Source organism: Streptosporangium sp. OZ121 (assembly GCF_051918885.1).
Taxonomy (GTDB): Bacteria; Actinomycetota; Actinomycetes; order Streptosporangiales; family Streptosporangiaceae; genus Streptosporangium.
The window spans coordinates 579,783-604,998 of sequence record NZ_JBPXMC010000001.1; the positions used below are offsets into that span (position 1 = coordinate 579,783).

Consider the following 25,216-nt stretch of genomic DNA (forward strand, 5'->3'; position numbering starts at 1 on the left):
GAACACGATGAACGCAGAAGATCTCACCACCCCCGCCGACGAGACGGTGCTGGTCACCGGTGGCACCGGCTACGTCGGCGGCCACACGGTCGCCCGCCTGCTGCGCGAGGGATACCGGACCCGCGTGACGGTCCGGGAGCCCGGACAGCGGGCCGAGGTGCTGGACCAGCTCCGCCGGGCCGGGGTCGATCCGGCCGGTCGCCTGGAGTTCGCCGTGGCGAACCTCTCCGGCGACAAGGGCTGGGCCGACGCCGTGGACGGGGTCGGCCACGTGCTGCACCTGGCGTCGCCCTTCCCGTTCACCCCTCCGGAGACGGAGGCCGAACTCATCCTCCCGGCGCGCGACGGCGCGCTGCGGGTCATCGCCGCCGCCCGTGCCGCGGGCGTGCCACGCGTGGTGATGACCTCCTCCTACGCGGCGGTCGGTTACACGGTGAAGCCCGGCGGCCACTACTCGGAGGAGGACTGGACCGACCCGGACACTCACGGCCTGCCCGCCTACCACAGGTCGAAGGTCCTCGCCGAGCGCGCGGCCTGGGACTTCGTCCGCACCCACGGCGGCATCGAGCTGGCGGTCGTCAACCCCACGGGCATCTTCGGCCCGGTGCTGAGCGACCGTCCGTCCGCGTCGGCCGGCCTGGTCAAGGCCATGCTGACCGGGCGGATGCCCGTGGTGCCGATCATGTACTTCGGCGTCGTCGACGTACGTGACGTCGCGGACCTGCATCTGCGGGCCATGCTGCACCCGAAGGCGGCGGGCGAGCGCTTCATCGGGGTCAGCGGGCCGTCGATCAGCTTCTTCGACGTCGCCCGGATCCTGCGTGAGCACTTCCCCGCCGCCGCGGACCTGCTGCCGTCCGCCGAGCTGACGATCGAGCAGGTGCGCGAGGCCGCGAAGACCGATCCGTCCCTTCGGGACGCCGCCGGCCTGGGGGGTCAGATCCCCGTCATCAGCAACGACAAGGCCCGTTCGGTGCTGGGCTGGGAGCCCCGCGACGTCACCGGGACGATCGTGGAGACCGCCGACAGCCACCTCCGGCTGGGACTGACCCTGCCGGAGGGCCACAGCCTCCACGGCCTCCGCAGCCTCCACGCGTGACCTCCCGGGACGCGCGTCGCGTCAGGAGAACGCCGGGGGCCTGCGCCGGAAGGCGTTGAGCGCGGTGGCGGCGAGGGCCAGGGCGAGGCCGGCGACGGGGGCGGCGGGGACGCCGAGGAGGGCGAGGGCGGTCGCCGTGACGCCGGCCGGGACCCACGTCCAGATGGGGATCATGCGGGGTGTGCCGCCCCGGCGGCGGCGCCAGGCCTCGGCGGCCATCGGGACGACGAGCGGGGGCAGGGCCGCGGCCAGCGCCGAGAGCCAGGGCAGGAGATAGAGGTCGAACCGCAGGACGGCCAGCAGCGTGCCGGGGACGGCGACGGCCAGCATGGCCGCGGTCCCGGAGAGCCCGGGCATGACCGACCTGATCGCCAGGGCGCCGGAGTAGGTGGTGGTCAGGCTGGGGGCGAAGACCGCCGCGGTGACGAAGAGGTTGCCGAACGCCGCGATGTCACCGGTGCCCGCCAGCGTCGCGACCACGTCGGGCGAGCCAGTGCGCAGCCACACCCCGGCGCCGGCCAGGGTCGCCAGCGACGCGGGGACCACCAGTAGTGCCACGCACACCAGCAGGTCCCGCCGCCCGGCCAGGCCGTGGCTGAAGTCCGGTGCCCGCAGAGCGAAGACGGCGACGTACCCGACCAGGACCGCCACGTCCGGCAGGATGCCGCGGACCTCGGCGGTGACCGGCAGCACGGGCGGGCTCAGCCTGGTCACGCACACGGCGACCAGCGCGAGCGCCGCCAGCGTGGTGACGACCGCGATCCGGTTGCCTGCCCGGCCGGAGGCGTGGGAGGCGGCCAGGACGGCGGCGGCCAGCAGCACCGCGCCCACCGGTCCCGGCAGGGAGGTCACGGTGCCGAGCGAGGCGCCGCCCAGCCCCACGTTGAAGCCGTTCCAGCCGATCATGGCGAGAGTGAGCAGGACGCCGACCGCGGTGCGGGCGGCCGGGGACAGGTAGGTGGGCGCGACGTCCGTCAGCGTGCCGCCCTCGGCGCGGGACGAGCCCAGGCCCAGCATGCCCTGGCCGTACAGGAGCCCGGCCATGAGCGCGGCGCCGAGCAGGACGGCGACGATCGGCACCGCCCCGCCGTGGCGGTCGGCCATCGCCGCCCCCATGGTGAGGGTCGCCGGTGCGGCGCCCAGCCCGAGCCACGCCCCGGCCGCCCCGGTCCAGCGGCGGCCCGCCCGTCCCGGGGAGGACGCGGCCGGCGGGGAGGACGACGTCACGCCGGGGTGGTGTCGGCCTTGACCTGCGTCTCCCCTGCCGTGCCCTCCGGCGTTCCGGGCGTGCCCTGCGGCGTCGTCCCTGCCTCGCCCTCCGGAGTTCCCGGCGGGCCGGCCGGTTTCCTGGCGGCGCTGCCGCCGAGGTAGAGGGCTCCCAGCCGGGGGTCCTCGACCAGTTCCGCGGCAGGTCCCGAGATGTGCACCCGGCCCAGGTCCAGCACGCAGCCGATGTCGGCCATCTCCAGGGCGCGGCGGGCGTTCTGCTCGACCAGCAGGACGGCGACGCCGGTCCGGCGCATCAGGTCGATCTGCTCGAAGACGGTCGAGGTCGTCTTGGGGTCCAGGCCCATCGACGGCTCGTCCAGCAGGATCACCTTGGGCTCCAGCATGAGCGCGCGGGCGAACTCCACCTGCTTCTGCTGGCCGCCGGAGAGCAGGCCCGCGATGCTCGTCCAGCGCTCGCCGACCACCGGGAAGATCTCCTTGACCTCCTCGACGCGCCGTTTGAGCCAGGCCTTGTCCCGGACGGTGTAGCCGCCCAGGCGCACGTTCTCCTCGACTGTCATCTCGCGGAACACGCTGTGCCCCTGGAGCACGTGGGCCATCCCCTGGCCCAGGAGGTCCTGCGGCGAGGCGCCGGTGACGTCCCGGCCACCGAGCAGCACCGAGCCCGAGCGCGGGACGAGCAGCCCGCTGGCCACCTTGAGCACCGTCGACTTGCCCGCGCCGTTCGGCCCGACCAGGCAGACCACCTCACCCGTGCGGACCGTGACCGAGAGCCCGCGCAGCACCAGCGCCGCCCTGCCGTATCCGGCCTCGACGTCGCGCAGCTCGAGAACGATCTCCCGCGGAGCGGGCATTTCAGACACGCCAGACACGTCAGACACCGAGGTAGGCCTCCAGCACTCGGGGGTCGTTCTGCACGACCGCCGGCGGGCCCGCGGCGATGGGGGCACCGCGGTCGAAGACGATCACGTGGTCGCACATCCCCATGACCATGTCCATGTTGTGCTCGACGACGAGGAACGTCCGTCCCTCCTGGTTGAGCTCGCGGACGAGGGTGACGATCCGCTCGATCAGCGCCGGGTTGACCCCTCCGGCGGGCTCGTCGAGCAGCACCAGCTCGGGGTCGCCCATGAAGACGGCCGCGAGCTCCAGCAGCTTCTGCTGCCCGTAGGAGAGGTTGCGCGCCTCGGCGTGCTCCAGGTGGTCGATGCCGACCCGGCGCAGCCAGTGGCGGGCCCGCTCGACCTCTCCCCTGTCGTGGCTGCCGGCCAGCAGCTCGCGCAGCCGGGTGCGGCGCACCGCCACCAGCATGTTCTCCAGCACGGTCATCCGGGGGAAGACCCGGCAGAGCTGGAAGGTGCGCCCCAGCCCGGCGTGCGCGATGCGGTGCGGCGAGTAGCGGGTGATCTCCCTGTCCCCGTAGAAGGTCCGCCCGGAGTCGGGCCGGATCATCCCGGTGACCAGGTTGAAGAAGGTCGTCTTGCCGGAGCCGTTCGGCCCGATCAATCCGTTGATCTTGCCGTGCACCAGCTCGACCGTCGCGCCGTTCACCGCGGTCACGCCGCCGAACGCCTTGGTCAGGCCCTCGGTGCGCAGCGACGTGCTCATCGGGCCGCCTCCTGCATCTCCGCCCGCTGCGCGGCGGTCTCCTCGCGGATCGACGCCTCGGGGGGCCGTCTCAGGCGCAGCAGCCTCGCGGCGGCCGGGATGATCCCCTCGGGCATGAACAGGACCACGAGCACCAGCAGCAGGCCGGTCGCGGTCAGGTGGATCTGCGACTCGCCGAGCGCGACCAGGAAGTACTCCCCGGCCGGGGCCACGATGAGCGCGCCGAGCAGCGGGCCGAACAGGTGGCGGACCCCGCCGAGCAGGCTCATCAGCACCATGTAGGAGCCGATCAGGATCGAGAAGACGAAGATCGGGTCGAGGCTGCGGAACCAGACGGCGTACAGGCCGCCGGCCAGGGCTACGAACAGTGCCGACAGCGCGTAGGCGACGACCTTGAACGCGACCGTCGGCACGCCGAGCGACTCGGCCTTGTCCTCGTCCTCGCGGATGGCCCGCAGGCCGCTGCCGAACCGGGAGCGGCCGACGAACCACCAGGTCAGCAGGACCACGACGAGCAGGAGCAGGAAGAGGTAGAAGAACACCAGGTGCGTCTCGCCGCGGTTGAGCTCGCGGAACTGCGCGGGCACCCGCAGGCCGGTGGAGCCGCCGGTCAGCGACCGCCAGCCCTGGACCAGCAGGTTCATCATGGAGACCAGGGCGATGGAGACGATCACGAAGGAGGCCCCGCGCACCCGGACCGCGGCGATGCCGACCAGCACGGCGAACAGCGCGACCACGACGGCCGAGGCGAACAGCGCGAGGACCCAGTTCCACCCGGCCCGGGTGATCAGCAGGCCGGTGCCGTACGCGCCGAGCCCGAAGAACGCCGAGTGGCCGAGGGAGACGTATCCGGTGAACCCGCCGAGCAGGTTCCACGAGGTGGCCATCACCGCGTACATCACGGTGAGCACGCCGGCGTAGAGGAGATAGGTGTTGGGCGCCAGCCACGGATAGGCCAGGGCGAGGAGCGCCCCGAGCGCGAGAAGCCCGGCCTTCGCCCTGGAACCAGCCCCGGAACCCGCCTTAGAACCGTTGCGCAAGGCGACCTCCGAAGAATCCCTGGGGACGCACGACGAGGGTCAGGAAGAGGAAGACGTAGAACATCATCGTGGCCCAGGTGGCGTCGACGGTGACCAGCACCAGGCTCTCGATGACACCGAGCATGAGCGCGGCGGCCGCGGCCCCCTGCACGCTGCCCAGGCCGCCGACGACGATGATCGCCATCAGCTTGCCGATCCAGGCCCAGTGAGCGGCCGGGAAGAACGGAGTGATCAGCGCGAGTACGGCGCCGCCGACCGCCGCGGTGGCCAGGCCCAGCCCGAAGCCGTATCCGGTGACCCGGTCGGTCCTGATGCCCACCAGCCGGGCGGCCTGCGGGTGCTGGATGGTCGCGCGCAGGGACTGGCCGAAGCGGGTCATCCGCAGCACCACGAAGAGCAGGCCCAAGGTGAGCGCGGCGACGCCGAAGGCGATGATGCGGTCGTACGGCAGGCGGACCGCGCCGAGCGACAGCGACTGGGTGGCGTAGTCCATGCTGATCGACCGGTAGGAGCCGGTGTAGACGGTGCCGAGCACGCCCTCGATGACCAGGGCCATGCCGAAGGTGAGCAGCACCGACATCATCGCCATCGTGTCGGAGGCGAGCCTGGAGATCAGCAGCCGCTGGATCGCCACGCCCGCCGCGAAGAACAGCGGGACGGTGAGCGGGATGGTGAGCAGCGGGTCGAGCCCGAGGCGGACGTTGAGCGTGTAGGTGAGGTAGGCGGCGACGATGAGGAACGCCGGGTGGGCGACCATCACCACGCGCATGACGCCGAAGTACAGCGACAGGCCCGAGGAGAGCAGGGCGTACAGGCCGCCGGTCAGCACGCCCAGGACGAGTCCCTGCAGCAGGAGGGAGCCCGACGGCATCAGGTCACCAGTCCTTCTTGGGGAAGACCAGCTTGGTGGTCTGCGCCTTGGAGCCCTCGGGCAGCACGATCTGGACCTTGCCGTCCACGTACTGCTGGATCATGTGCGCGGCCTCGGGGCGGCCCTTGTCGTCGAAGGAGAGCGGGCCGACGATGGTGTCGAACGTGCCCGCGCGGATGTGGTCCGCGAGCTTCGTCTGGCACTCCTCGGTCGGGTCGACGCAGCCGACCGCCTTGACGGCGGCCTGCACGATCTGGCCCACGGTGTAGCCGTTGGCCGCGTCCTCGTTGGCCTCGCCCTTGAACATCTCCTGGTAGCGCTTGACGAAGGCGTCGTTGCCGGGGAAGCCGGAGGTGAGCGACCAGCCCACGGGCGACAGGATGCCCTCGACCGCGCCGCCGACCGCCTCGGGGAACTCCTGCAGGGTGGGGCCGGTGGAGAAGGCCGCGAGCTTGGGCTGGGCGCCGAGTTCCTGCAGGGCGCGGACCAGGCCGACGGAGTCCTCGAACTGGGTGCCGCCGACCACGATGTCCGCCTTGGCGTCGGCGATCCGGGCGGCGATGGGGGCGAAGTCGGTGGTCTCCGGCGGGTAGACCTCGTCGGCCACGGTCTTGATCCCGGCCGCGGCGAGCTTGTCGCGCAGGCCGTAGGCGGTGCCCTGGGCGAACGGGTCGTCCAGGGAGGCGTACGCCGCGGTCTTGGGCCGCTTGTCCGCCGGGAGCGCCAGGATGTACTCGGCCAGGTAGTTGTAGTGGTCGCTCGCGATGGCCGGAGCGGCGTAGAACAGGTTCTTGAACCCCTGCTCGAAGACCTCCTTGGCGGCGCCCGCGGGCTCGACGAACAGCATGCCGTAGGACTCGGCGACCTCGGCGGCGGGGATCACCAGGCGGGTCGAGAACGGGCCGAACACCAGGTTGACCTTGTCCTGGGTGATGAGCGACTCGTAGTCGGAGACGACACGGTTGGGGTCGGAGGCGTCGTCCCGGAAGATCAGCTCGACCTTCCGGCCGAGGAGGCCGCCGGCCGCGTTGACCTGGTCGGCCCAGACCTCGTACCCCTCCCGCACACCCTTGCCGGGTTCGGAGAAATCACCGGTCAGCGGCAGGGAGATGCCGACCTTGACCGGACCGGTGCCACCGCTCTCCGCGGCCGGCTCGTCGCCGATGCCGCCGCAGGCGGAAAGGCCTAGACTGCACATCGCTACCAAGGCAAGGCTTCTGAGGGCGAGGGGAGCCCTTACCATGTCGAACCCTCCAGAGCTTGGATCGGTTTCGCCTTCGAAAGCGCTTTCGCAAGCGCTTTCGGTTACCATGGCACGCATTACAGCGACGTGACAAGGGGCTAACTTCGCCAATGAAAGAGCGTCCGGCCATCCCGCGCCTGGTGGACGTCGCCCGCGCCGCGGGGGTCTCGCTGGCGACGGCCTCCCGCGCCATGACCGGGAGCAGCGGGGTCAGCTCCACGCTCGCGGCGCACGTCCAGGCGGTCGCGGCCCAGGTGGGCTACGTCCCCAACAGCCACGCCCGGGCCCTCGCCGGCGGGCAGGCATCCATGATCGGGCTGATCGTCCACGACGTCGGCGACCCCTACTTCTCCGAGATCGCCCGGGGCGTGCTGCGCGAGACCGAGAGCCGCGGCTACATGGCCATGATCAGCCAGACCGAGCGCGACCCGCGCGCCGAACTGGCGCGCATCCGCACGCTGCGGGCCCACCGGGTCACCTCGATCGTCCTGGCCGGATCGGGGTACGTCGAGGCGGACACCGAGGTCGACACCGCCGCCGAGCTGGCGTCCTTCAGCGCGGCGGGAGGCCGCGTGGCGGTGATAGGCCGCCACCACCTGCCGGTCGACGCGGTGCTGCCGGACAACCGCAACGGCGCGGAGACCGTCATGCGCCACCTGCTGGACCTCGGCCACCGCGACATCGGCGTGGTCGGCGGCCCGGCCAACCTCACCACCGTGGAGGACCGCCTCGCCGGCCTGCGCGGCGCCGCCGAGGCGCACGGCCTGAGCTGGGGGGCGATCCCCGTCGTGCACGGCGACTTCACCCGCGAGGGCGGCGTGTCCTCGACCGCGCGGCTGATGCGCGAGCACCCGGAGCTGACCGCGGTCGTCGCGCTCAACGACCCGATGGCCGTCGGCGCGCTGTCCTGGCTGCTGCGCGACGGCCGCCTGATCCCCGGCGAGGTCTCGGTCGCGGGCTTCGACGACATCCCGGTGGCCGCCGACGTCTACCCGGGCCTGACCACGATCCGCCTGCCGATGATCGGCATGGGCCGGCAGGCGCTCGAACTCGTCCTCAAGCCTCCCGCCTCCCGCCCCCGGCGCCGGCGCACCGGCCACGAGCTGGTCGTCCGCGCCTCCACCGGCCCGGTCCCCGCCAGATCCGGGGCGGCCCGCCTCACCCGCTGAGCCCTTCGAGCCCTTCGAGCTTTTGGGCCCTTCGAGCTCTTCGTGCCCGCGGTGGAGGCTCGTGGAACGCCCCCGGGCGGCGTGACCGTCCCGCGGCGCGGAGAGCCCGTACCCGCGGCATGGGGCCCGTACCGCGAGGAAGCCCGTACCGCGGCGCGGGGAGCCCCTCCCGCACAGTCCGGCGGTCGCGACTGTTGACATCCCGATCTTCGGAGTTAACATCTGCGCAGGCCCGAACGTAAGCGCTTTCGCAAGCGCTTACGGATCACTCACCCCCCGAGAGGATCCGGATGCCCGCCCTGCCCACCCCCCTCCGCCGGCTGCTGTCACCGGCGCTCGCCCTGGTCACCGGCCTGGGGTTCGCGCTGGTCGCCACGGCCCCGGCCGCCGCGGCGGCACCCCCCTGTCCCGCCCTCTGCGCCCTGGCCACCTTCGACGACTACGACAACGGCAGCCTGCGCTCACAGGGAACCTGGCACGTCAACACCCCCGGCGCCGCCGACGGAGCCCTCGCGGGCGACGCGGTGCCCGCGGGCTTCTCCGGCAAGACCCTGATCGACAAGCTGGACGCCAGTGCCCAGCCGGTCCGCTACCGCGGCAACGCCTACGCCACCCTGGGCGACCTCGCCATCGCCGAGGGCGCCACCGGCACCCTCTTCCTGGAGTTCGCCGCCGACGACCCGGCCAGGACGGACGTCAGCCTGGGCCTGAGCGCCGACGAGTCCCCCGGCCTGGGCTTCGACACCACCGGTGACGAGCTCGACCTGGACGACTACGCCGTACAGGTGCGCTTCGACGAACGGGGCCTCGTCATCAGGGACGGGGGCCAGGACCGCGTCGCCGACAACGTCACCCTCACCCCCGGCGCGGTCCACCGGATCTGGGCCGTGGTCGACACCGCCGCCGACAGCTACCGCGTGCACGTCGCCGCGCCGGGCGGGCAGCCGGTGCGGGCCGCCGCGGGCGGCGACGACACCTTCGCCTTCCGGACCGGCGGCTCCGCCCCGCTCGTCACCTTCCTGCACCTGAACGACCCGGAGGACCCGCCGAGTGGGGTGTCCTACGTCGACAACATTCACCTCGACCCCGACGGCGCCACCCTGGCCGACCCGACCCCCGCCTTCGACGAGGTCCTCGACCTGGAGGGCTACACCGCGGGCGCGCTGAACGGCCAGGACGGCTGGAGGACCTCGGGCGCGGCCGTCGTCGTCGCCGCCGACCCGAGGCAGGCCGGGAACCAGGCGATCCGGATGACCGGCCCGAACCTGCGGGCGCACCGGGCGGTCCCCGCCATCGCGCCGGGCGCGAGCGGCACCCTCTTCTTCCGCTTCCAGCGGACCGGCAACGTCGACACCAGCGCCGGGCTGACCGACGCGGACGCGCCCGCCGCGTTCGGCGACTTCGAGGTCCAGGCCAACAACCAGAACTCCGCCACGCTGAACGCCCGCGACCGGGGCGCCTTCTCCCCCGCGGGCACCTGGGCGCCCGGCACCTGGCAGTGCGTGTGGCTGGTCGCCGACAACACGACCGACACCTTCGCGATGTACAGCAGGGGCGGCCCGTACGCGGTGACCACCCGGCTGCCCGCGGGCACCGAGAGACGGTTCGGCTTCCGCAACGGCACCGCCGAGGCGCTGGACCGGTTCGCCGTGATCAACGGCGCGAACAGCGCCTCCGCCCTCTACTTCGACGACATCGCGGTCGACACCGGCGGGGTCAACCTGCGGGTGCCGGGCGGCGCCGCCGACGCCTGCGGCGTGACCGGCACGAGCGACCTGCCGCTGCCCGACCCGCTGCCCGGCGACCCCGTCGTCACCGGCCTCGGCGTCACGCTGCGGGAGTTCGTCACCATCCCCGCCAGCAACGCCACCGCGCCCCGGGCCCGGATCAACTACGCCGGTGAGATCCCCGACGGCTCCGGACGGCTCTACGTGCCCGACCTGAACGGCACGATGTACCTCGTCGTGAACGGCGCCCCGGTGCGGTTCCTCGACGTCGCGGCCGCCTTCCCCGACTTCCGGCTCAACCCCAACCTCGGGACCGGCTTCGGCTTCGTCACCTTCCACCCCGACTACCGCACCAACGGGAAGTTCTACACCACGCACTCCGAGGCGGGCCCGGCGCTCACCACGAAGACGCCCGACCTGCCGTACCCGGCCGGCACCTCCGTGCACAACGTGATCACCGAGTGGACCGCGACCGACCCGGCCGCGAACGCCTTCGCCGGCACCAGGCGCGAGGTCCTCAGGCTCGGCTTCGACACCTTCCTGCACGGCGTCCAGGAGATCGGCTTCAACCCGGCCGCCGAGGCCGGGGACGCCGACCGCACCCTCCTCTACCTCGCCCTGGGCGACGGCGAGGAGACGCCGAACTTCACCGCCGGGCCGCAGAACCTGGGCGTGCCGCAGGGCAAGATCCTGCGCATCGACCCGGCGGGCACCGGCGGGCCCGGCGGCGGGTACGGCGTGCCGCCCGGCAACCCCTTCGTGAACCGCGCGGGCGCGCTCGGCGAGATCTACGCCTACGGCCTGCGCAACCCGCACCGGTTCAGCTGGGACCCGGCCACCGGGAAGATGTACGTCGGCATGATCGGCGAGGTCAACATCGACTCGGTCTACGAGGTGGAGGCGGGCGACAACTTCGGCTGGAACGAGCGCGAGGGCGGCTTCCTGTTCAAGAAGTCCGACCCGACCAACGTCTACCCGCTCCCCGCCGACGACGCGAGGTACGGCTACACCTACCCGGTGATCAGCTACGACCACGACACCGGCAACGCGCTGGTCGGAGGCTTCGTCTACCGGGGCGAGGCGGTGCCGGAGCTCACCGGCAAGTACGTCTACGGCGACATCGTCAGCGGCCGGATCTTCTACTCCGAGGTCGGGGAGATGGTCCGCGGCGCCAAGCTCGCCACGGTCAAGGAGCTGACGCTGTTCGACGCGGCCGAGCGGCAGGTGACGATGCGGCAGCTGGCCGGCAACGACCGGGTCGACTTCCGCCTGGGCCTCGACGGCGACGGCGAGCTGCTCGTCCTGTCCAAGGCCAACGGCAAGATCTGGCGGGTCACCCGGCCCCCGCAGCACGCCGGCTGCGCCGTGGGCACCGCGAGGGTCACCGGCACCGCGGCCCAGGCGAGCTGGGCGCCGCGCACCCCCGCCAAGTGGCGCTTCCCCGGCGACGAGGTGATCCTGGCCGAGGCCGGGACGGCTCCCTCCGGCCCGCGCCGCCCGTTCGAGTACGCCGTGCTCACCAAGGGCCCGGTCTTCGGATCGGTGCAGATCGACGCCGAGGTCAGGCTGGACGAGAGCGTGAGCGTGAGCAACCGGGACGTGATCGTCGTCTTCGGCCACCGGTCCGACACGGAGTACTACTACGTCCACCTGTCGCAGGACAACACGATCTACCCGCACAACGGCATCTTCGTGGTGAACAACGCCGACCGGCTGCGCATCGACGACCAGTGGACCGGCACGGTCGGCGCTCCCCCGGCGGTGACCGACGCCGGCTGGCACCGGGTCCGCGTCCGGCACTGCGCCGGCACGGGCGAGATCGCGGTCTACCTGGACGGCTCGGCGACCCCGCTGATGACGGCCACCGACCAGACCTTCGCCTCCGGCCGGATCGGCTTCGGCTCGTTCGACAACTTCGGCCGGACCAGGGACTTCTCCGCCACCGGCACCGCCCTGACCCCGAACCGGGCACCGGCCTCCGAGCCGTGACCCGGCCCGGGGGCGTGGCCACGCCTGTTCGCCGAGCGGCGACCTCGACCGGTCACGCACCGGCGGGCAGGCGTGTGTGCCGGGGGATCTTGCCGAACTTGCCGGAGTGGAAGTCGCGGTAGGCCTGCTCGATCTCGGCGCGCGTGTTCATCACGAAGGGGCCGCTGGCGTACACGGACTCACCGATGGGCCGCCCGGCGAGCAGCAGCACCTTGGTCTGCTCGTCACCGTCGCCGGTGGCCAGGGTCAGCGTGGTCGCGTCGCCCTGCCCGGACACCGGATCGGACCAGGCGATCTGCCCGGCGTGCACGGTCCGGCCGGCGACCGTCAGCCGGCCCGAGATCACGTACGCGAACGCGCGCTGGTCCCCGTCGAGCAGCTGCCGGTACTCGGTCCTCGGGTCGAGCGTGATCACCATGCCCAGGATCGGCCAGTGGTTGAGCGCCGGCCCGCGCGCCGCCCCGGTCTCCCCCGAGATCAGCTGGACCAGCACGCCGTCCTCGGTGTGCACGGCGTGCATGCCGGCCCGCAGGTCCTGGTAGCGGGTGGGTACCATCTTTTGATGCGCCGGCAGGTTGACCCATATCTGGATGATGTGGGCCCGCTCTGAGCGGGCGGCGACCTCACGATGGATGATGCCCCGCCCCGCGGTCATCCACTGCACGTCCCCCGCCCCGAGCACACCGGCGTTGCCCATGCTGTCGCCGTGCTCCAGGGCTCCGTCCAGGATCAGGGTCACGGTCTCCAGCCCGCGGTGCGGGTGCCAGTCGAACCCCGGCCGGTTGACCAGTTCCTCCCCCATCACCAGGAACGGATCGGTCCAGGCGTCGTTGCCCGGCGCGATGATCATCGCGCTGCGATCGGACGTCGCGGTCGCGCCGATGTCCACCTTGTCGAGAACCCGGTTCACCTTCCGGCTCGCCGGCACGGTTCGCATGGTCATGACGACCCTCCCTTTCGTCGGTCATCAGAAGCATCCATCCGCCGATCCGGGTTGGCAAAGGCCACCAAAGTTACTTACATTTGGAAAGTGACTACGCCGCCCACCACTCAGATCGACGAGGAGCACTGCCACCGCATCCTGCGCGCGATCGACATCATCGGGGTCCGCTGGACCGGGCCGATCCTGCTCGCCGCGGTCCGCGGCGCCCGCCGGTTCAAGGAGTACCGCGCCCTGGTGCCGGGCATCTCGGATCCGCAGCTCACGCTGCGGCTCAAGCAGCTCCAGGCCCGCGGGCTCATCGAACGCACGGTGATCCCCAGCATGCCGGTCCAGATCACCTACGCCCTCACGCCCGACGCCGAAGAGCTGATCTCCGCCCTTCAGCCGTTGTCGCGCTGGAGTGAGCGCCATCTCCCGGCCGACGACGTATGACCCGGAGCGGCTCCGTCCGGGATCACGGCCGCCCGGCCGGATGATCCCGCGAAGTCAGGAAGATGATCTCATCGCCCTGGAGACGTGTCCTGTACGGCCGAGGAAACCCGACTCCCGGGAACCCTGATGACGCCAGGGTCAGACCGTGGCGGCGCGGCGCAGGTCGAACAGGTCCGACGGGGAGATCGGCATCCTGTCGATCCTGATCCCCTCCGCGTCCTCGATCGCCGAGGCGATCACCGCCGAGACCGGGATGACTCCGGCCTCCCCCGCGCCCTTGATGCCCAGCGGGTTGAGCGGGGACGGCGTCTCCAGGTGGGCGGTCTCGATGAAGGGCACCTCGGTGGCGTACGGCATCAGGAAGTCCATGAAGGAGGCGTTCAGCAGCTGGCCGTGGCCGTCGTAGACCATCTTCTCGTACAGGGCGCCGCCGACGCCCTGGGCGACCCCGCCGTGGATCTGGCCCTCGACGATCATCGGGTTGATCAGCCTGCCGCAGTCGTGGACGACGGCGTAGCGCAGGATGCGGATCTCCGCGGTGAGCGGGTCGGTCTCGACGATGGCCGCGTGCATGCCGGAGGCGAAGGTCGAGCGGATCGGCGAGTAGTAGTCGCGGCCCTCCAGCCCCGGCTCCTCCCCCTCGGCCACCGGCGGCCGGTCGTAGGACGCGGCGCCCGCGAACTGGGTGGCCCTGGCCGCCTCCTCGTCGAAGGCGTAGCGCAGCGGGTTGGACAGCACCGCCACGGTCGCCAGCGGGATCGAGGCGCCGGGGGTGCCCGCCACCCGCACCTCCCCGTCGACGATCTCCAGGTCGCGCGGGTCGGCCTCCAGCGCGTCGGCGGCGATCCGCAGCGCCTTCTCCCGCACCTTCCTGCAGGCCAGCGCGATCGCGTTGCCGCTCATCACCGCGGCGCGCGAGGCGAACGTGCCGACCGCGTAGCCGAACCTGCGGGTGTCGCCGGTGACGACCGAGACCCGCTCCATCGGCACGCCCAGCTCGGACGCGGCGATCTGCGCGAACACCGTCTCGTGGCCCTGGCCCTGGGAGGTGAGGCCGGTGGAGACGTGCACCCGGCCGTCGGAGGTGATCTGGACGTGCCCGCCCTCGTACGGGCCGACGCCGGTGCCCTCGACGTAGCAGCCGACGCCGATCCCGATCGTGCGGCCCTCCTCGGCGGCGCGGGCCTTCATGGCCGGGAAGTCGTCCCAGCCGATCAGCTCCTTGAGCATCCGCAGCGACTCGGGGTAGTCGCCGCTGTCGTAGATCAGCGGGCGGCCGTCCTGGAAGATCAGGCCCTGGTCGTAGGGGAACTCGTCGGGCTGGATGAAGTTGGCCGCGCGCACCGCCGTGCGGTCGGCCCCGAGATGCTCGGCGATGTGGTCCATCGTCCGTTCCATGCAGAAGACCCCCTGGGGGCGGCCCGCCCCCCGGTACGGGGTGACCTGCACGGTGTTGGTGTAGATCGAGGAGAACTCGACCCGGTAGGCGCCGATCCGGTAGGGGCCGAGCAGCTGGGTGGAGGTGATGATCGGCACGATGATCCCGTACGGCGTGTAGGCGCCGTGGTCGTGCAGGATCTCGACGTCCAGGCCGAGCACCCGGCCCTCGTCGTCGAAGCCGACCCGGACCGACTGCACCTGGGCCCGCTCGTGCGCGGAGGAGACGAAATGCTCGCGCCGGTCCTCGGTCCACTTGACCTCGTGGCCGAGCGTCATCGCCGCCCACGGGACCAGGATCTCCTCCGGCCACGGGTGGACGATCTTCACGCCGAAGCCGCCGCCCACGTCGGGGGCGATCACCTCGACCTTCGGCAGCGGCAGGCCGAGCTTGGCCGCGATTGCCATGCGGACGCTGGTGGAGGTCTGGGTGCTGGAGTGGACGCGCAGGGACCGGTCGTCGGCGTCCCAGCGGGCGTGCACGCCGCGCCCCTCCAGCGGCATGGACGCGCTGCGCTCGATGTCGAGCCGGAAGGACAATGTGTGCGGCGCGGCGTCGATCGCCTCGCGCGCGCCGAGCCCGGCGGCCGAGGGCACCTCCTGGACCAGGTGCGCGCCGACGTTGCCCGGCACGCCCTCGTGGACGAGCTGGGCCGACTGCGCGGCCTCCTCCACGCCGACCACCGGCTTGAGGATCTCGTAGTCGACCTGGATGAGCGCGCAGGCGTCCTCGGCGAGGTAGCGGTCGCGGGCGACGACCATCACGACGGGCTCGCCGACGTGCCTGACGATCTCGCGGGCCAGCGGGTACGCGGTGCGGCCGTGGGTGAGCGCCGGGTGCGGGATGAGCAGCGGCAGCGGCTGGGCGAGCGCGCCGGGCAGGTCCTCCCAGGTGTAGATCGCCACCAGCCCGTCGACCTCGATGGCGGCCGAGACGTCGATGTCGCGGATCCTGGCGTGGGCGTGCGGGGACCGGACGAACGCCGCCTCCAGCGCCCCGGCCCCCAGGTCGTCGACGTAGCGGCCCTGGCCGGTCAGCAGCCGGGGATCCTCGCGCCGGGTGACCGGTTCGCCGAACAGTTTCGTGGTCATGATGATCGCCTCACCTGCCGGCCCGCCGGAACATGTCCCCCGCCTCGTCCACCCGGGAATCCTCCGAGCCCGCGCGGGGACTCGGCGCCTGCGAGGAACCCGCTGCACCCGCTGCACCCGCTCACGGGTCCTCCGCCATGATCTCGGCCGCGCGGTGGACGGACTTGACGATGTTCTGGTACCCCGTGCACCGGCACAGGTTGCCGGAGATGCCCTCCAGCACCTCCTCGTCGGTCGGCGCCGGGTTGTCGCGCAGCAGCGCGGTCACCGTGCACAGGAAGCCGGGGGTGCAGAAGCCGCACTGCAGGCCGTGGCACTCGGCGAAGGCCCGCTGCACCGGCGACAGCGTGCCGTCCCCGTCGGCGAGTCCCTCGACGGTGGTGATGTCGCGCCCGTCCACGGTGACCGCGAACGTCAGGCAGGAGCGGACGGGCTCGCCGTCCAGCAGCACCGTGCAGCACCCGCAGACCCCGTGCTCGCACCCGACGTGCGTGCCGGTCAGGCCGAGGTCGTGCCGCAGGCAGTCGGACAGCAGCCGCCGCGCGGGGACCTCCGCCTGCCGCAGCACCCCGTTGACGGTCAGCGTGATCTCATGCATCCGCGGCCTCCCTGGCGGCGTCACGGAGTGCCTGCTCGGTGAGGACTCCGGCGAGGTGCCGCCGGTAGGCGGCGGTCGCGTGGATGTCGGTCTCGGGATCGACCCGTTCCCGTACGAGCCGGGCCGCCGAGTCCCAGTCGGCCGAGGCGGCCGGGCGGTGGCCGACGGCCTCGGTGACGTCGACGAGCAGCGGGACGGGGGCGAGGCTCACGCACGCCACCGCGGCCGAGGTGATCCTCAGGTCGTCGTCCAGGACGACCAGCGCCGCGATCCCGGCCAGGGCGTAGTCGCCGTGCCGCCGGGCGACCTCGCGGAACGCGGTGCCCGAGCGCGGGGGCGGCGCGGGGAAGAACGCGGAGACGGCCAGCTCGCCCGGGGCGACGGCCGACTCCAGCGGGCCGGTGAAGAAGGCGTCCGCGGGGACGTCCCTGACCGCGCCGGGCCGCGCCAGCCGTACCGAGCCCTTCAGCAGGGCCAGGACGGCGGGCAGCTCGGCGGCGGGGTCGGCGTGGGCCAGGCTGCCGACCACGGTCCCCCGGTTGCGGATCACCGGGTGGGCCACCAGCCGGAGCGCCTGGCGCAGCAGCGGCTGGGCGGTGGCGGCCCGCTCGTGCCGTTCCACCTGGGCGTGCCTGGCCAGGGCTCCGACCCGGACGCCCTCCGGGGCGACGTCGACGAACGCCAGCTCCGGCAGCCGGTTGATGTCGACCAGGTGGGCCGGGGCGGCCAGCCGCATGTTCAGCAGCGGGATCAGGCTCTGCCCCCCGGCGAGCACCTTGCCGTGCTCCCCGGCCCCGGCGAGGGCGTCGAGCGCCTCGCCGAGGGAGCGGGGGGCGTGGTATTCGAACGGGGGTGGCTTCACCAGAACCTCCCGAGGATGCCCTGGCCTTCAGGACTCCGTTGCTCGATTGACGCCGGTCGACGTCCGGCCTCGTTGTACAGCGCCGGAGACCCAGGTCGCGAAGATCGAAAACGAATTGGGCAACGAAGTCCTTCAGGCCGGGGAGAAATCGGCAGCAGGAGGGCCGCCAAGGCCCGAGCGTGCCCTGACGGGTCAATCATTTCGATCGGCTTCTTTTTGAGTTGTGTAGCCGTAGCCGTCCGCGCGTTGAAGATGGCGGACATACCTGTGGTTGATCCCGGTGACGCGACCGTGCCGGGTGGTGATGTCGAACGAGCCAGAAGAGCGGACCAGCACTCGCCCGGCGTGAACCCCGGCCTTCTTGCCCGCCGGGACGTTCGCCCGGACCAGGTCGCCGGTTTGAAAGCCGTGGTGCAGTTTGATCCGTGGCCGGACAAGACGGGGGAACCCGTATCGGTCGAGGGTGGTGCGGGCGTAGGCGCCGCGCCCGGTCGCCGTGACCACCAGGACCGTGGACGGCCAGGCGGTCACGCTCTCCAGGTCGCCGACGTGTAACGCGTCCAACGTGTGGGACTTCGGCGCGCCGGTGCGAGAGCGGTTCCACTTTGTACGGCCGCCCGAAGCGGTGTGAACAGGCAGGCCGATCGTTTCCAGCGCCCGCCACAGCGCCCACCGGGTGGCGTTGACAGCGGCGGCATCCCGCAGTGGAGCCTTCGCCTGCCGGAGGATCCTCGCCAGCATGGCGGGCCTGCCTTTGAGAAATTCCTCTACCGAGGTGGCGTTCTTGGCCTGGTTACACCGGACGCAGGCCAGGGTGAGGTTGCTGATCCGATCGGAGCCGCCCCGGCTGCGGGGGTAGATGTGGTCGAGATTGAGCGGTATGCCGCTCGCGCCGCAGTACGCGCAGGTACGCCCCCATGTGGCGAGCAAGTATTCGCGGACCTCGTACCCAGCGAGGGTGCCCTGCCGATACTCAACGCCTTCCAACGGCTTGCCCGCCGAGAGGGCGTGGGTGTCGAAAGAGACCCGTTCCACGTGGACGGCGGCTACGGGCGCCCACCGGGTCAGTCGCACCATCCACGACATGGTGGTGTCGACGCGGTGTCGCAGCGACGGCGCTAGCCACCCCTGCGCCTTGGTGCGATTGAGGAACCGGGGAGAGCGGTAGCGCAGGTTCCGGGAACGGCGGCCCCGGCGCAGTGCGGCCCGCGAGGCGAGCCTGTCGCGGATCAGCGCGCCTCGATGGTCGAGCTGGATCGCATACCGTCCGGCCCGGCTCCCGTTGTAGCCGGTGAAAACGGCCAGGCCGGTGTGCTTGGAACCGGGGTCGATACCGACCTGCAGGCCCATCACGGTGGAATCGGCCACCGACCGGTCTTCGAGACGGATGACGAACGGGGTGTGGCGCACCGCCACCGCCCGCCCGGCCGCCAGCAGACGACGGGCACGGGCGGGATGACAGGGATCAAGCGGGTGGCCGTGCCTGTCCAGGACGAACACAGCCGGGTGAACCTCACGGTTCGCCCCCTCGCACGCCGAAGCGTCCTCGGGGTGACGCCGAGCAGACCGGGTGCCGGTCCGCTCGATCTCCCCTCGCCCAGGTTGAACACCAGGTACCGCCACGAGGCGGTGTCCGTGAGCCGTTTCGTGCCCGCCCTCAGGCGTGTCTGCTCCCACGGATTCCAGGGCGGCAGGCTGAGGAAGCACCCGCCGGCGGGTCTGCGATCTTGTGTTCAACGTAGCCATCAAAGCGCACCTCCTTGAGCTGATGGCTAGGGCTGGTCAACACGGGGCTTCAAAGCGCATCGCTGCGCCTCAAGCCCTCTCCTCCAAGGAGGGGGTCGTTGACCCGGTGACCTCTCGTTGTGGCTCGGACGCCTCTGCTGGACCGGCGCCGCCCCGCCCCGCGATGGCCCGGAGCAGGTGGTAGCCGGCCACCACCACGATGGTGCCGAGGGCGATGCCCTCCAGCGTGAAGTCCGAACTGATCATATGCTTGACCGGGCCGATGGCGAGGATGATCCCGGCCCCGATCGGGACGAGGTTGACGGGGTCGGCGAAGTCGACCCGGTTCTCGATCCAGATCTTCGCGCCGAGCAGGCCGATCATGCCGTACAGGATGACGGTGATGCCGCCGAGCACGCCGCCCGGCGTGGCCGCGACCAGCGCGCCGAACTTGGGGCAGAGGCCGAACAGGATCGCGATGACGGCGGCGATGTAGTAGGCGGCCGTCGAGTAGACGCGGGTGGCGGCCATCACGCCGATGTTCTCGGCGTAGGTGGTGGTCGGGGAGCCGCCGAAGGCGCTGGCGACGACGGTGGCGGCGCCGTCCGCGGCGACCGCCCGGCCCATGTACGGGTCGACGTCGGTCTTGGTCATCTCGCCGACGGCCTTGACGTGGCCGACGTTCTCGGCGACCAGCGCGATCACCGCCGGGAGGACCAGCAGCACGGCGGAGAACTTGAAGTCGGGGAAGTGCATGCTCGGCAGGCCGATCCAGTCGGCCGACGCCACCGCGTCGAAGCTCACCCTCGGGTGCGTGTCGACCGCGCCGGTGCCCGCGTTGAAGGCGGTGATGTTCCCGAAGACCTTGTCGGCCACCCAGGAGAGCAGGAAACCGATGACCAGGCCGAGCAGGATGCCGATCCTGCCGATGAAGCCCTTGAAGAGCACGATGATGACGAAGGTGACGGTCATCGTGATCAGGGCGATCCACTGGTCCTGCGGCCAGTAGATGTCGGCGACGACGTACGCCAGGCCGAAGCCGATCAGCATGACGACCGCGCCGGTGACGACCGGCGGGAAGACGCGGTTGATGATCTGCACGCCGAGGAAGTGGATGGCCACGCCCACGAGTGCGAGGACGAGCCCGGCGACGAGGATGGCGCCGGTGACGATCGCGTCGGTGGCGGGCGTGTCGCCGCCCATGAGCGCCCGGATCGCGAGCACGCCGCCCACGAACGAGGCGCTGGTGCCGAGGTAGCTGGGGACCTTCCCCTTCACGATGAGCAGGAACAGGATCGTTCCGACGCCCGAGAACATGATGGCGACGTTGGGGTCGAGTCCCATCACCAGGGGGAAGACGAAGGTCGCGCCGAACATCGCGACGACGTGCTGCGCCCCGAACCCGACCATGCGCGGCCACGACAGCCGCTCGTCGGGTCTGACCACCTCTCCCGGGGCGAGCGTCCTGCCGTCGCCGTGTTTCGTCCAACCTGCAACCATCGAGCCCCACCTTTCACCGGGCCGTCGGTCGGTGACCACCCCGCGGGCTTCCCTCCGGCGAATCCCCTTACAGCTGTTGCGGGCACGTTAGGACGGGAAGCATGCCCTTACACCGTCATGATCTGCCAAATCTGAGCGGCCGACCAGTGGACACCTCGCGCACGGCCTACCTACCCGCCCGGTGAGAATCGCGTACGTCGCCCCCGCGGGCCCGGCGAGGATCACGCACGGTGCGCCTACCGGCCCGGCGGAAGCCACGCATGACGCGCGCTACTTCTTCGCGACCACGTGGATCTCGAAGCCGTCGCCGGTCACCACCTGCCCGTCGCGGATCTTGCAGGTCTTGCGGAGCTCGACCTCGCCGTCCACCAGCACGTTGCCGTCGGCGATGAAGTGCTTGGCCTGGCCGCCCGTCTCGGTGACGCCGCAGTATTTGAGCAGGTCGCACAGCGGGATGTATTCGGTGTCCAGCTCGAAGGTCTCGTTCACGCCGAACAGCTTAGATCCCGGGTACGCGCCGGACGCGGCCGCTCCTCGCCGCCACCGTTTCGGGCCGGCGCCGGATCCCGCCCTCAGATCCCTCGCATCCGCAGGACGTGCAGGGCGAGGGTGAGGTTCAGGCGCAGGTGGGCGTCCTCGGTGAAGCCGCCGAGCATGCGCTCCAGCTTGCCGATCCGGTAGCGCAGCGTGTTGTAGTGGAAGTGCAGCCTGCGCGCCGTCTCGGCCACGTTGAGGTTGGTCTCCAGCAGCACCTGCAGCGTACGGCGCAGGTCGGCGTTCTCCGCGTCGTCGTCCGAGGCGAGCGGCCCGAGGGTCTCGCGGACGAAGGCGTGCAGCTCGGCGGTGTCGTTGACCAGGGAGAGCAGCCGGTAGACGCCGAGCTGGTCGAAGTGCGCGACCGCGCCGTTGCCGTGGAGCTGGCGGCCCACCCGCGCGGCCTTCAGCGCCTGGCCGTACGCCTCGGGCAGTGCCTCGGCCCCGATGGCGGTGCGGCTGGCGCCGGTGGAGAAGGTGGCGGGCAGGGACTCGGCGAAGGCCGCCGCGGCGTCCTTGGCCAGGCGGCCCGCGTCGACGGACGCGTCCACGACGGTGACGACCTCGTGGGAGAACCCGGCCACCGCGCCGCGCACGTCGTGGCGGCGCATCGCACCGGTCCAGCAGGTGACCAGGCGGTCCTGGGCGGCCCGCTCGTCACCCTCGGGGTCGAGCTCGGCCACCAGTACGGTGACCGGGCGCTGCAGGTCCCAGCCGAAGGCCCTGGCCCGGGAGGCGACCCGTTCGGAGCCTCCGGCCCTGCCGGTGAGCACGTCGCGCAGGAAGTCGGCGCGGTACTTGCTCTCGACGGCGTTGACCGCCTCCTGCCGGGTCACCACCAGCGCGGCGACCGTGGCGGCACGTTCCAGAATGCCGACGTCGCCGTCGCCGATGGACCCGACCGGGCCGCAGGCGACGATCCTGCCGTGGTGGTGGCCACCCGCCACGACCGGCACCGAGGTGTGGTGCCCCTCGGGGGCCCCGGGAGCCTCGCGCAGCGTGGCCATGTGCTCGACGGGCCCGGCCGCGGCCAGCACGTGGCCCGTCCCGTCCAGCACGGCCACCCCCACGCCCAGCAGCCCGGCGACCTCGGCCGTCACCTCGCGCAGCCCGCCCCCGGCGAGCACGACCTGCACCAGCGCCCGGTGCGCCTCCTCGGCCCTGGCCAGCACGGCGGCCTGGCGGTTGAGGATGTCGGTCAGGACCTGGTTGAGGATGTCGTCGAAGCCGACGTTGTCGGGAAGCTGGATGAGCGGGAAGCCTAGCCGGTCGGCCTGCTCCACCATCTCCTCGGGCAGCTCGTCGAGATAGCGGCCGAGCTTGATGGCGAGCGCGGCCAGGCCGCGCTCGTCGAGGTCGGCCACCAGCCTGCCGAGCGACTGGGGGGTGTTGCGCAGCGGGTAGCCGGTGGTGAGCAGCAGCTCGTGCGGCTTGACCCAGGCCAGGACGTCGGGCACCTCCATCACGTTGAGGCGCTGCACGACGCGGTCCAGGCCCCGCTCCCCCGCGATCAGCCGGGCCCCCGCCAGTGTCGAGACACCGAGGACCTCGCCGACGGCGACGCCATGGATGATCGTTCCGGTGCTCGCCGGGCGCACGGGGGGTTCCATGAGGTGATTGTGACTGATGGACCCGTCTGTCAGGAAGAGCCAACCTTTGGACAGACTGTTGGCAGCTTTCTCCGTACGGCCTGTGTCCGCGCCCGTTCTACCGTCGGCTCAATGGATGGGGGAGTCCGTGAGCGAGCGAACCGCTGGAGAGAGCACCTTCACACCCACGGGGCCGGCCGAGGAGCGCTCATGAGCACCAAGACGCGCCCGAGAGCGCAGCGCGTACACGTACGGACGCACCGGACCGGCGCGGCCAGCACGGCGCTGCGCCGGATGCTGGAGGCGCCCCGCCGCCCGGCGCGGGTGCTGGCGGCCTTCCCCGCCGGCGTCTACCTTGAGGTACGCACCGAGCTGGAACCGCAGGTCATCGCGGTGGTGACCGGGGAGGCCACCCGCCTGCCCAACGCCATGGTGGTCACCGGCCCGATGCCGAAGGTCGCGGTGGGCGACGAGGCGTCCGTCGGCGACGGCTCGATCGACGTCGGGCGGCTCAGCCTGCGGGCCCACCGCTGGTGGAACCCGGCCCCGCCGCTCGGCGCCGTGGACGTCGCGCGGCTGGCCCGCTCGCTGCCCGCGATGGCGGAGCTGTGCGAGCGGTCGCCGAGGCGTCCGGGGCTGGAGGGCAACGGCGCGGCCGGCCTGCTGGCCCAGGGATGCGCCGAGGGCTCGCTGCTGAAGAGCGTGGTGGCCGCCGAGCAGCTGGTCGGCCTGGGTCCCGGGCTCACGCCGAGCGGTGACGACGTGCTCGCGGGACTGCTGGTCGCACTGCGCCATCTGGGCGGGGCGGCGGGAGCCGGCCGGGCCGTCTGGCTGGCCGGCTGGCTGGCCGCGGCGGTCACCTTCGACGTGCGCGGCAGGACCACCCCCATCTCGGCGGCGCTGCTGCACTGCGCCGCCCGGGGCGAGGCCAGCGGCGAGGTGCTGGCCGTGCTGCGGGGCATGGCGGGACGGCAGTCCCTGGAGGCGGCGCTGCACCGCCTCCTGCAGCTGGGCCACACCTCCGGGGCGGACCTGGCGTGGGGGCTGCGGATCGGGCTCGCGGCGGTGATCGATCTGGAAGGCGGGGGCAATGGCGAGTACTGATGTGGTCCGGACGCGCACGGGGGTCTACCACGACTCCGTGAGCCTGATGCGGGTCAGCCGCGCGGCGTCCGCGCTGCCCGGCGTGGAGGTCGCGGTGGTGGCGATGGCCACCGAGCTCAACCTCGGGATCGCCGCCGAGCTGGGCTTCGACCTTCCCCGGGCGGATACCGCCGACCTGCTGATCGCGCTGCGCGGCGAGGCGGACGCCCTGGAGGCCGCGTCCGCGGAACTCGACGGGCTGCTCGCCGCGCTGTCGGCCCCGTCCGCGGGCGGCGGTGGCGGCGCCGAGCGCCCCCCGCGGACCGTCCGCGCCGCGGCCCGCGAGCGCGCCGCCACCCTGGCCCTGGTCTCGGTGCCGGGCCCGCACGCGTTCGCCGAGGCGCTGGACGCCGTCGAGGCGGGCCTGTCCGTGATGATCTTCAGTGACAACGTGCCGGTCGAGCAGGAGGTGCTGCTCAAGAGGCGCGCCGCCGAGCGCGGCGTGCTGGTCATGGGCCCCGACTGCGGCACCGCGGTGGTCGGCGGGGCGGGGCTCGGCTTCGCGAACGTCCTGCGGCCGGGCCCGGTCGGGCTGGTGGCCGCCTCGGGGACCGGTGCGCAGCAGGTGACCTGCCTGCTCGACCTGGCGGGGGTGGGAGTGTCGCACGTGCTGGGCGTGGGCGGTCGCGACCTGTCCGCGGACGTGGGCGGGCTGTCCACCCTGCGCGCCCTGGAGGCCCTCGACGCCGACCCGGCCACCGAGCTGATCGTCCTGATCTCCAAGCCTCCGGCCCCCGGGGTCGCTCGGGCCGTCGAGGAGGCCGTGGCGAAACTCGGCACGCCGGTCGTGACCGCCCTGCTCGGTCCCGGCCAGGACGACCTGACCTCGGTGACCGAGGCCGCCCTGCGCGCCCTCGGGGTCCCGGTCCCCACCTGGCCCTCCTGGCCCGCCCCCGGAACGGCCGACGCGACCTCCGCGCCCCCCGGGACGGGTGGCGCGGGAGCCGGGGGGAACCTGCTGGGGATCTACTCGGGCGGGACGCTGTGCGTGGAGGCGCGGCTGATCGCCGGGCACGGCGAGTTCACCGACTTCGGCGACGACGCCTACACGGTCGGCAGGGCCCACCCGATGATCGACCCGACGCTCCGCCTGGAGGCCCTGGCCGAGGTGCCGCCCGGCGACGTCGTCCTGCTCGACGTGGTGCTCGGCCACGGCGCCGACCCCGACCCCTCCGCCAGGCTCGCGCCCGCGATCGCCGAGGCCGTCGCGAGAGGTGTCACGGCGGTGGTCGCGCTGGTCGGCTCCGAGGGCGACCCGCAGGGGCTGGCCGCGCAGGCCGGGGCCCTGAACGCGGCGGGGGCCGCGGTGTTCACGTCCAACGCCGGGGCCGCCGGGTACGCCGCGCGAGCGGCCGCCGGGATCGCCGCGAACGCCCGTTGACCGT

At 72.1% G+C, this 25,216-nt stretch carries 20 protein-coding genes; 6 read left to right on the forward strand and 14 right to left on the reverse strand.

Features of this window, described 5'->3' with window-relative positions:
• Positions 1-7: 7 nt before the first annotated feature.
• Positions 8-1,099 carry an SDR family oxidoreductase gene (locus ACTOQ1_RS02845; protein ID WP_440064184.1) on the forward strand — a complete coding sequence of 364 codons (1,092 nt, stop codon included), beginning with the start codon at positions 8-10 and terminating at the stop codon, positions 1,097-1,099.
• A gap of 21 nt (positions 1,100-1,120) precedes the next feature.
• On the opposite strand, the gene ACTOQ1_RS02850 is transcribed toward ACTOQ1_RS02845, so the two are convergent.
• Genes ACTOQ1_RS02850 through ACTOQ1_RS02875 form a run of 6 tightly spaced genes read right to left on the reverse strand, consistent with a single transcriptional unit; the run spans position 1,121 to position 7,046 of the window.
• A complete protein-coding gene (locus ACTOQ1_RS02850) occupies positions 1,121-2,326 on the reverse strand; it encodes a hypothetical protein (protein ID WP_440064185.1) in 1,206 nt (401 codons plus the stop codon).
• On the reverse strand, positions 2,323-3,183 hold the full coding sequence (locus tag ACTOQ1_RS02855) for an ABC transporter ATP-binding protein (RefSeq protein WP_440064763.1): 861 nt from the start codon (positions 3,181-3,183) through the stop codon (positions 2,323-2,325). Before ACTOQ1_RS02855 ends, ACTOQ1_RS02850 begins: the two co-directional genes overlap by 4 nt.
• 19 nt (positions 3,184-3,202) lie before the next feature.
• Positions 3,203-3,937 carry an ABC transporter ATP-binding protein gene (locus ACTOQ1_RS02860; RefSeq protein ID WP_440064186.1) on the reverse strand — a complete coding sequence of 245 codons (735 nt, stop codon included), beginning with the start codon at positions 3,935-3,937 and terminating at the stop codon, positions 3,203-3,205.
• Positions 3,934-4,977 (reverse strand): branched-chain amino acid ABC transporter permease, encoded by a 1,044-nt coding sequence (locus ACTOQ1_RS02865; protein WP_440064187.1) that lies wholly within the window; start codon positions 4,975-4,977, stop codon positions 3,934-3,936. Before ACTOQ1_RS02865 ends, ACTOQ1_RS02860 begins: the two co-directional genes overlap by 4 nt.
• A complete protein-coding gene (locus ACTOQ1_RS02870) occupies positions 4,961-5,848 on the reverse strand; it encodes a branched-chain amino acid ABC transporter permease (protein ID WP_440064189.1) in 888 nt (295 codons plus the stop codon). The genes ACTOQ1_RS02865 and ACTOQ1_RS02870 overlap by 17 nt, the downstream gene beginning before the upstream one ends.
• A gap of 4 nt (positions 5,849-5,852) precedes the next feature.
• The gene (locus tag ACTOQ1_RS02875; RefSeq protein ID WP_440064190.1) at positions 5,853-7,046 is read right to left on the reverse strand and encodes an amino acid ABC transporter substrate-binding protein; all 1,194 of its coding nucleotides are present in this window, start codon (positions 7,044-7,046) and stop codon (positions 5,853-5,855) included.
• Positions 7,047-7,201: 155 nt separating this feature from the next.
• Between ACTOQ1_RS02875 and ACTOQ1_RS02880 the strand changes: the two genes are divergently transcribed.
• Together ACTOQ1_RS02880 and ACTOQ1_RS02885 are read left to right on the forward strand one after the other, a co-directional pair.
• Positions 7,202-8,260: a LacI family DNA-binding transcriptional regulator gene (locus ACTOQ1_RS02880; protein ID WP_440064191.1), complete on the forward strand. Its 1,059-nt coding sequence runs from the start codon at positions 7,202-7,204 to the stop codon at positions 8,258-8,260.
• Between the two features lie 290 nt (positions 8,261-8,550).
• Positions 8,551-11,976: a PQQ-dependent sugar dehydrogenase gene (locus ACTOQ1_RS02885; protein WP_440064192.1), complete on the forward strand. Its 3,426-nt coding sequence runs from the start codon at positions 8,551-8,553 to the stop codon at positions 11,974-11,976.
• Between the two features lie 52 nt (positions 11,977-12,028).
• Here the strand turns inward: ACTOQ1_RS02885 and ACTOQ1_RS02890 are convergent, their stop codons facing one another.
• A complete protein-coding gene (locus ACTOQ1_RS02890) occupies positions 12,029-12,919 on the reverse strand; it encodes a pirin family protein (RefSeq protein WP_440064193.1) in 891 nt (296 codons plus the stop codon).
• Positions 12,920-13,006: 87 nt separating this feature from the next.
• Between ACTOQ1_RS02890 and ACTOQ1_RS02895 the strand changes: the two genes are divergently transcribed.
• The gene (locus ACTOQ1_RS02895; protein ID WP_440064194.1) at positions 13,007-13,351 is read left to right on the forward strand and encodes a winged helix-turn-helix transcriptional regulator; all 345 of its coding nucleotides are present in this window, start codon (positions 13,007-13,009) and stop codon (positions 13,349-13,351) included.
• Between the two features lie 138 nt (positions 13,352-13,489).
• Here the strand turns inward: ACTOQ1_RS02895 and cutA are convergent, their stop codons facing one another.
• From cutA to ACTOQ1_RS02930, 7 genes are all read right to left on the reverse strand, one after another.
• Positions 13,490-15,880, reverse strand: coding sequence for an aerobic carbon-monoxide dehydrogenase large subunit (gene cutA, locus ACTOQ1_RS02900; protein WP_440064196.1), 2,391 nt, complete (start codon positions 15,878-15,880; stop codon positions 13,490-13,492).
• A gap of 121 nt (positions 15,881-16,001) precedes the next feature.
• Positions 16,002-16,478 carry a (2Fe-2S)-binding protein gene (locus tag ACTOQ1_RS02905; RefSeq protein WP_440064197.1) on the reverse strand — a complete coding sequence of 159 codons (477 nt, stop codon included), beginning with the start codon at positions 16,476-16,478 and terminating at the stop codon, positions 16,002-16,004.
• A complete protein-coding gene (locus ACTOQ1_RS02910; protein ID WP_440064198.1) occupies positions 16,471-17,340 on the reverse strand; it encodes an FAD binding domain-containing protein in 870 nt (289 codons plus the stop codon). The genes ACTOQ1_RS02905 and ACTOQ1_RS02910 overlap by 8 nt, the downstream gene beginning before the upstream one ends.
• 192 nt (positions 17,341-17,532) lie before the next feature.
• Entirely contained in the window at positions 17,533-18,840 is a 1,308-nt protein-coding gene (iscB, locus tag ACTOQ1_RS02915; protein WP_440064200.1) for an RNA-guided endonuclease IscB, read from the reverse strand.
• Positions 18,841-19,155: 315 nt separating this feature from the next.
• Entirely contained in the window at positions 19,156-20,565 is a 1,410-nt protein-coding gene (locus ACTOQ1_RS02920) for a uracil-xanthine permease family protein (RefSeq protein WP_440064201.1), read from the reverse strand.
• A 270-nt stretch (positions 20,566-20,835) separates the two neighbouring features.
• A complete protein-coding gene (locus ACTOQ1_RS02925) occupies positions 20,836-21,054 on the reverse strand; it encodes an RNA-binding S4 domain-containing protein (protein ID WP_440064203.1) in 219 nt (72 codons plus the stop codon).
• Between the two features lie 83 nt (positions 21,055-21,137).
• Positions 21,138-22,709 carry a PucR family transcriptional regulator gene (locus ACTOQ1_RS02930; protein ID WP_440064205.1) on the reverse strand — a complete coding sequence of 524 codons (1,572 nt, stop codon included), beginning with the start codon at positions 22,707-22,709 and terminating at the stop codon, positions 21,138-21,140.
• 189 nt (positions 22,710-22,898) lie between these two features.
• On the opposite strand from ACTOQ1_RS02930, the gene ACTOQ1_RS02935 reads away from it, so the two are divergent.
• Entirely contained in the window at positions 22,899-23,792 is an 894-nt protein-coding gene (locus tag ACTOQ1_RS02935; protein WP_440064206.1) for a DUF2877 domain-containing protein, read from the forward strand.
• The gene (locus ACTOQ1_RS02940; RefSeq protein ID WP_440064208.1) at positions 23,779-25,212 is read left to right on the forward strand and encodes an FdrA family protein; all 1,434 of its coding nucleotides are present in this window, start codon (positions 23,779-23,781) and stop codon (positions 25,210-25,212) included. The genes ACTOQ1_RS02935 and ACTOQ1_RS02940 overlap by 14 nt, the downstream gene beginning before the upstream one ends.
• Positions 25,213-25,216: the final 4 nt, after the last annotated feature.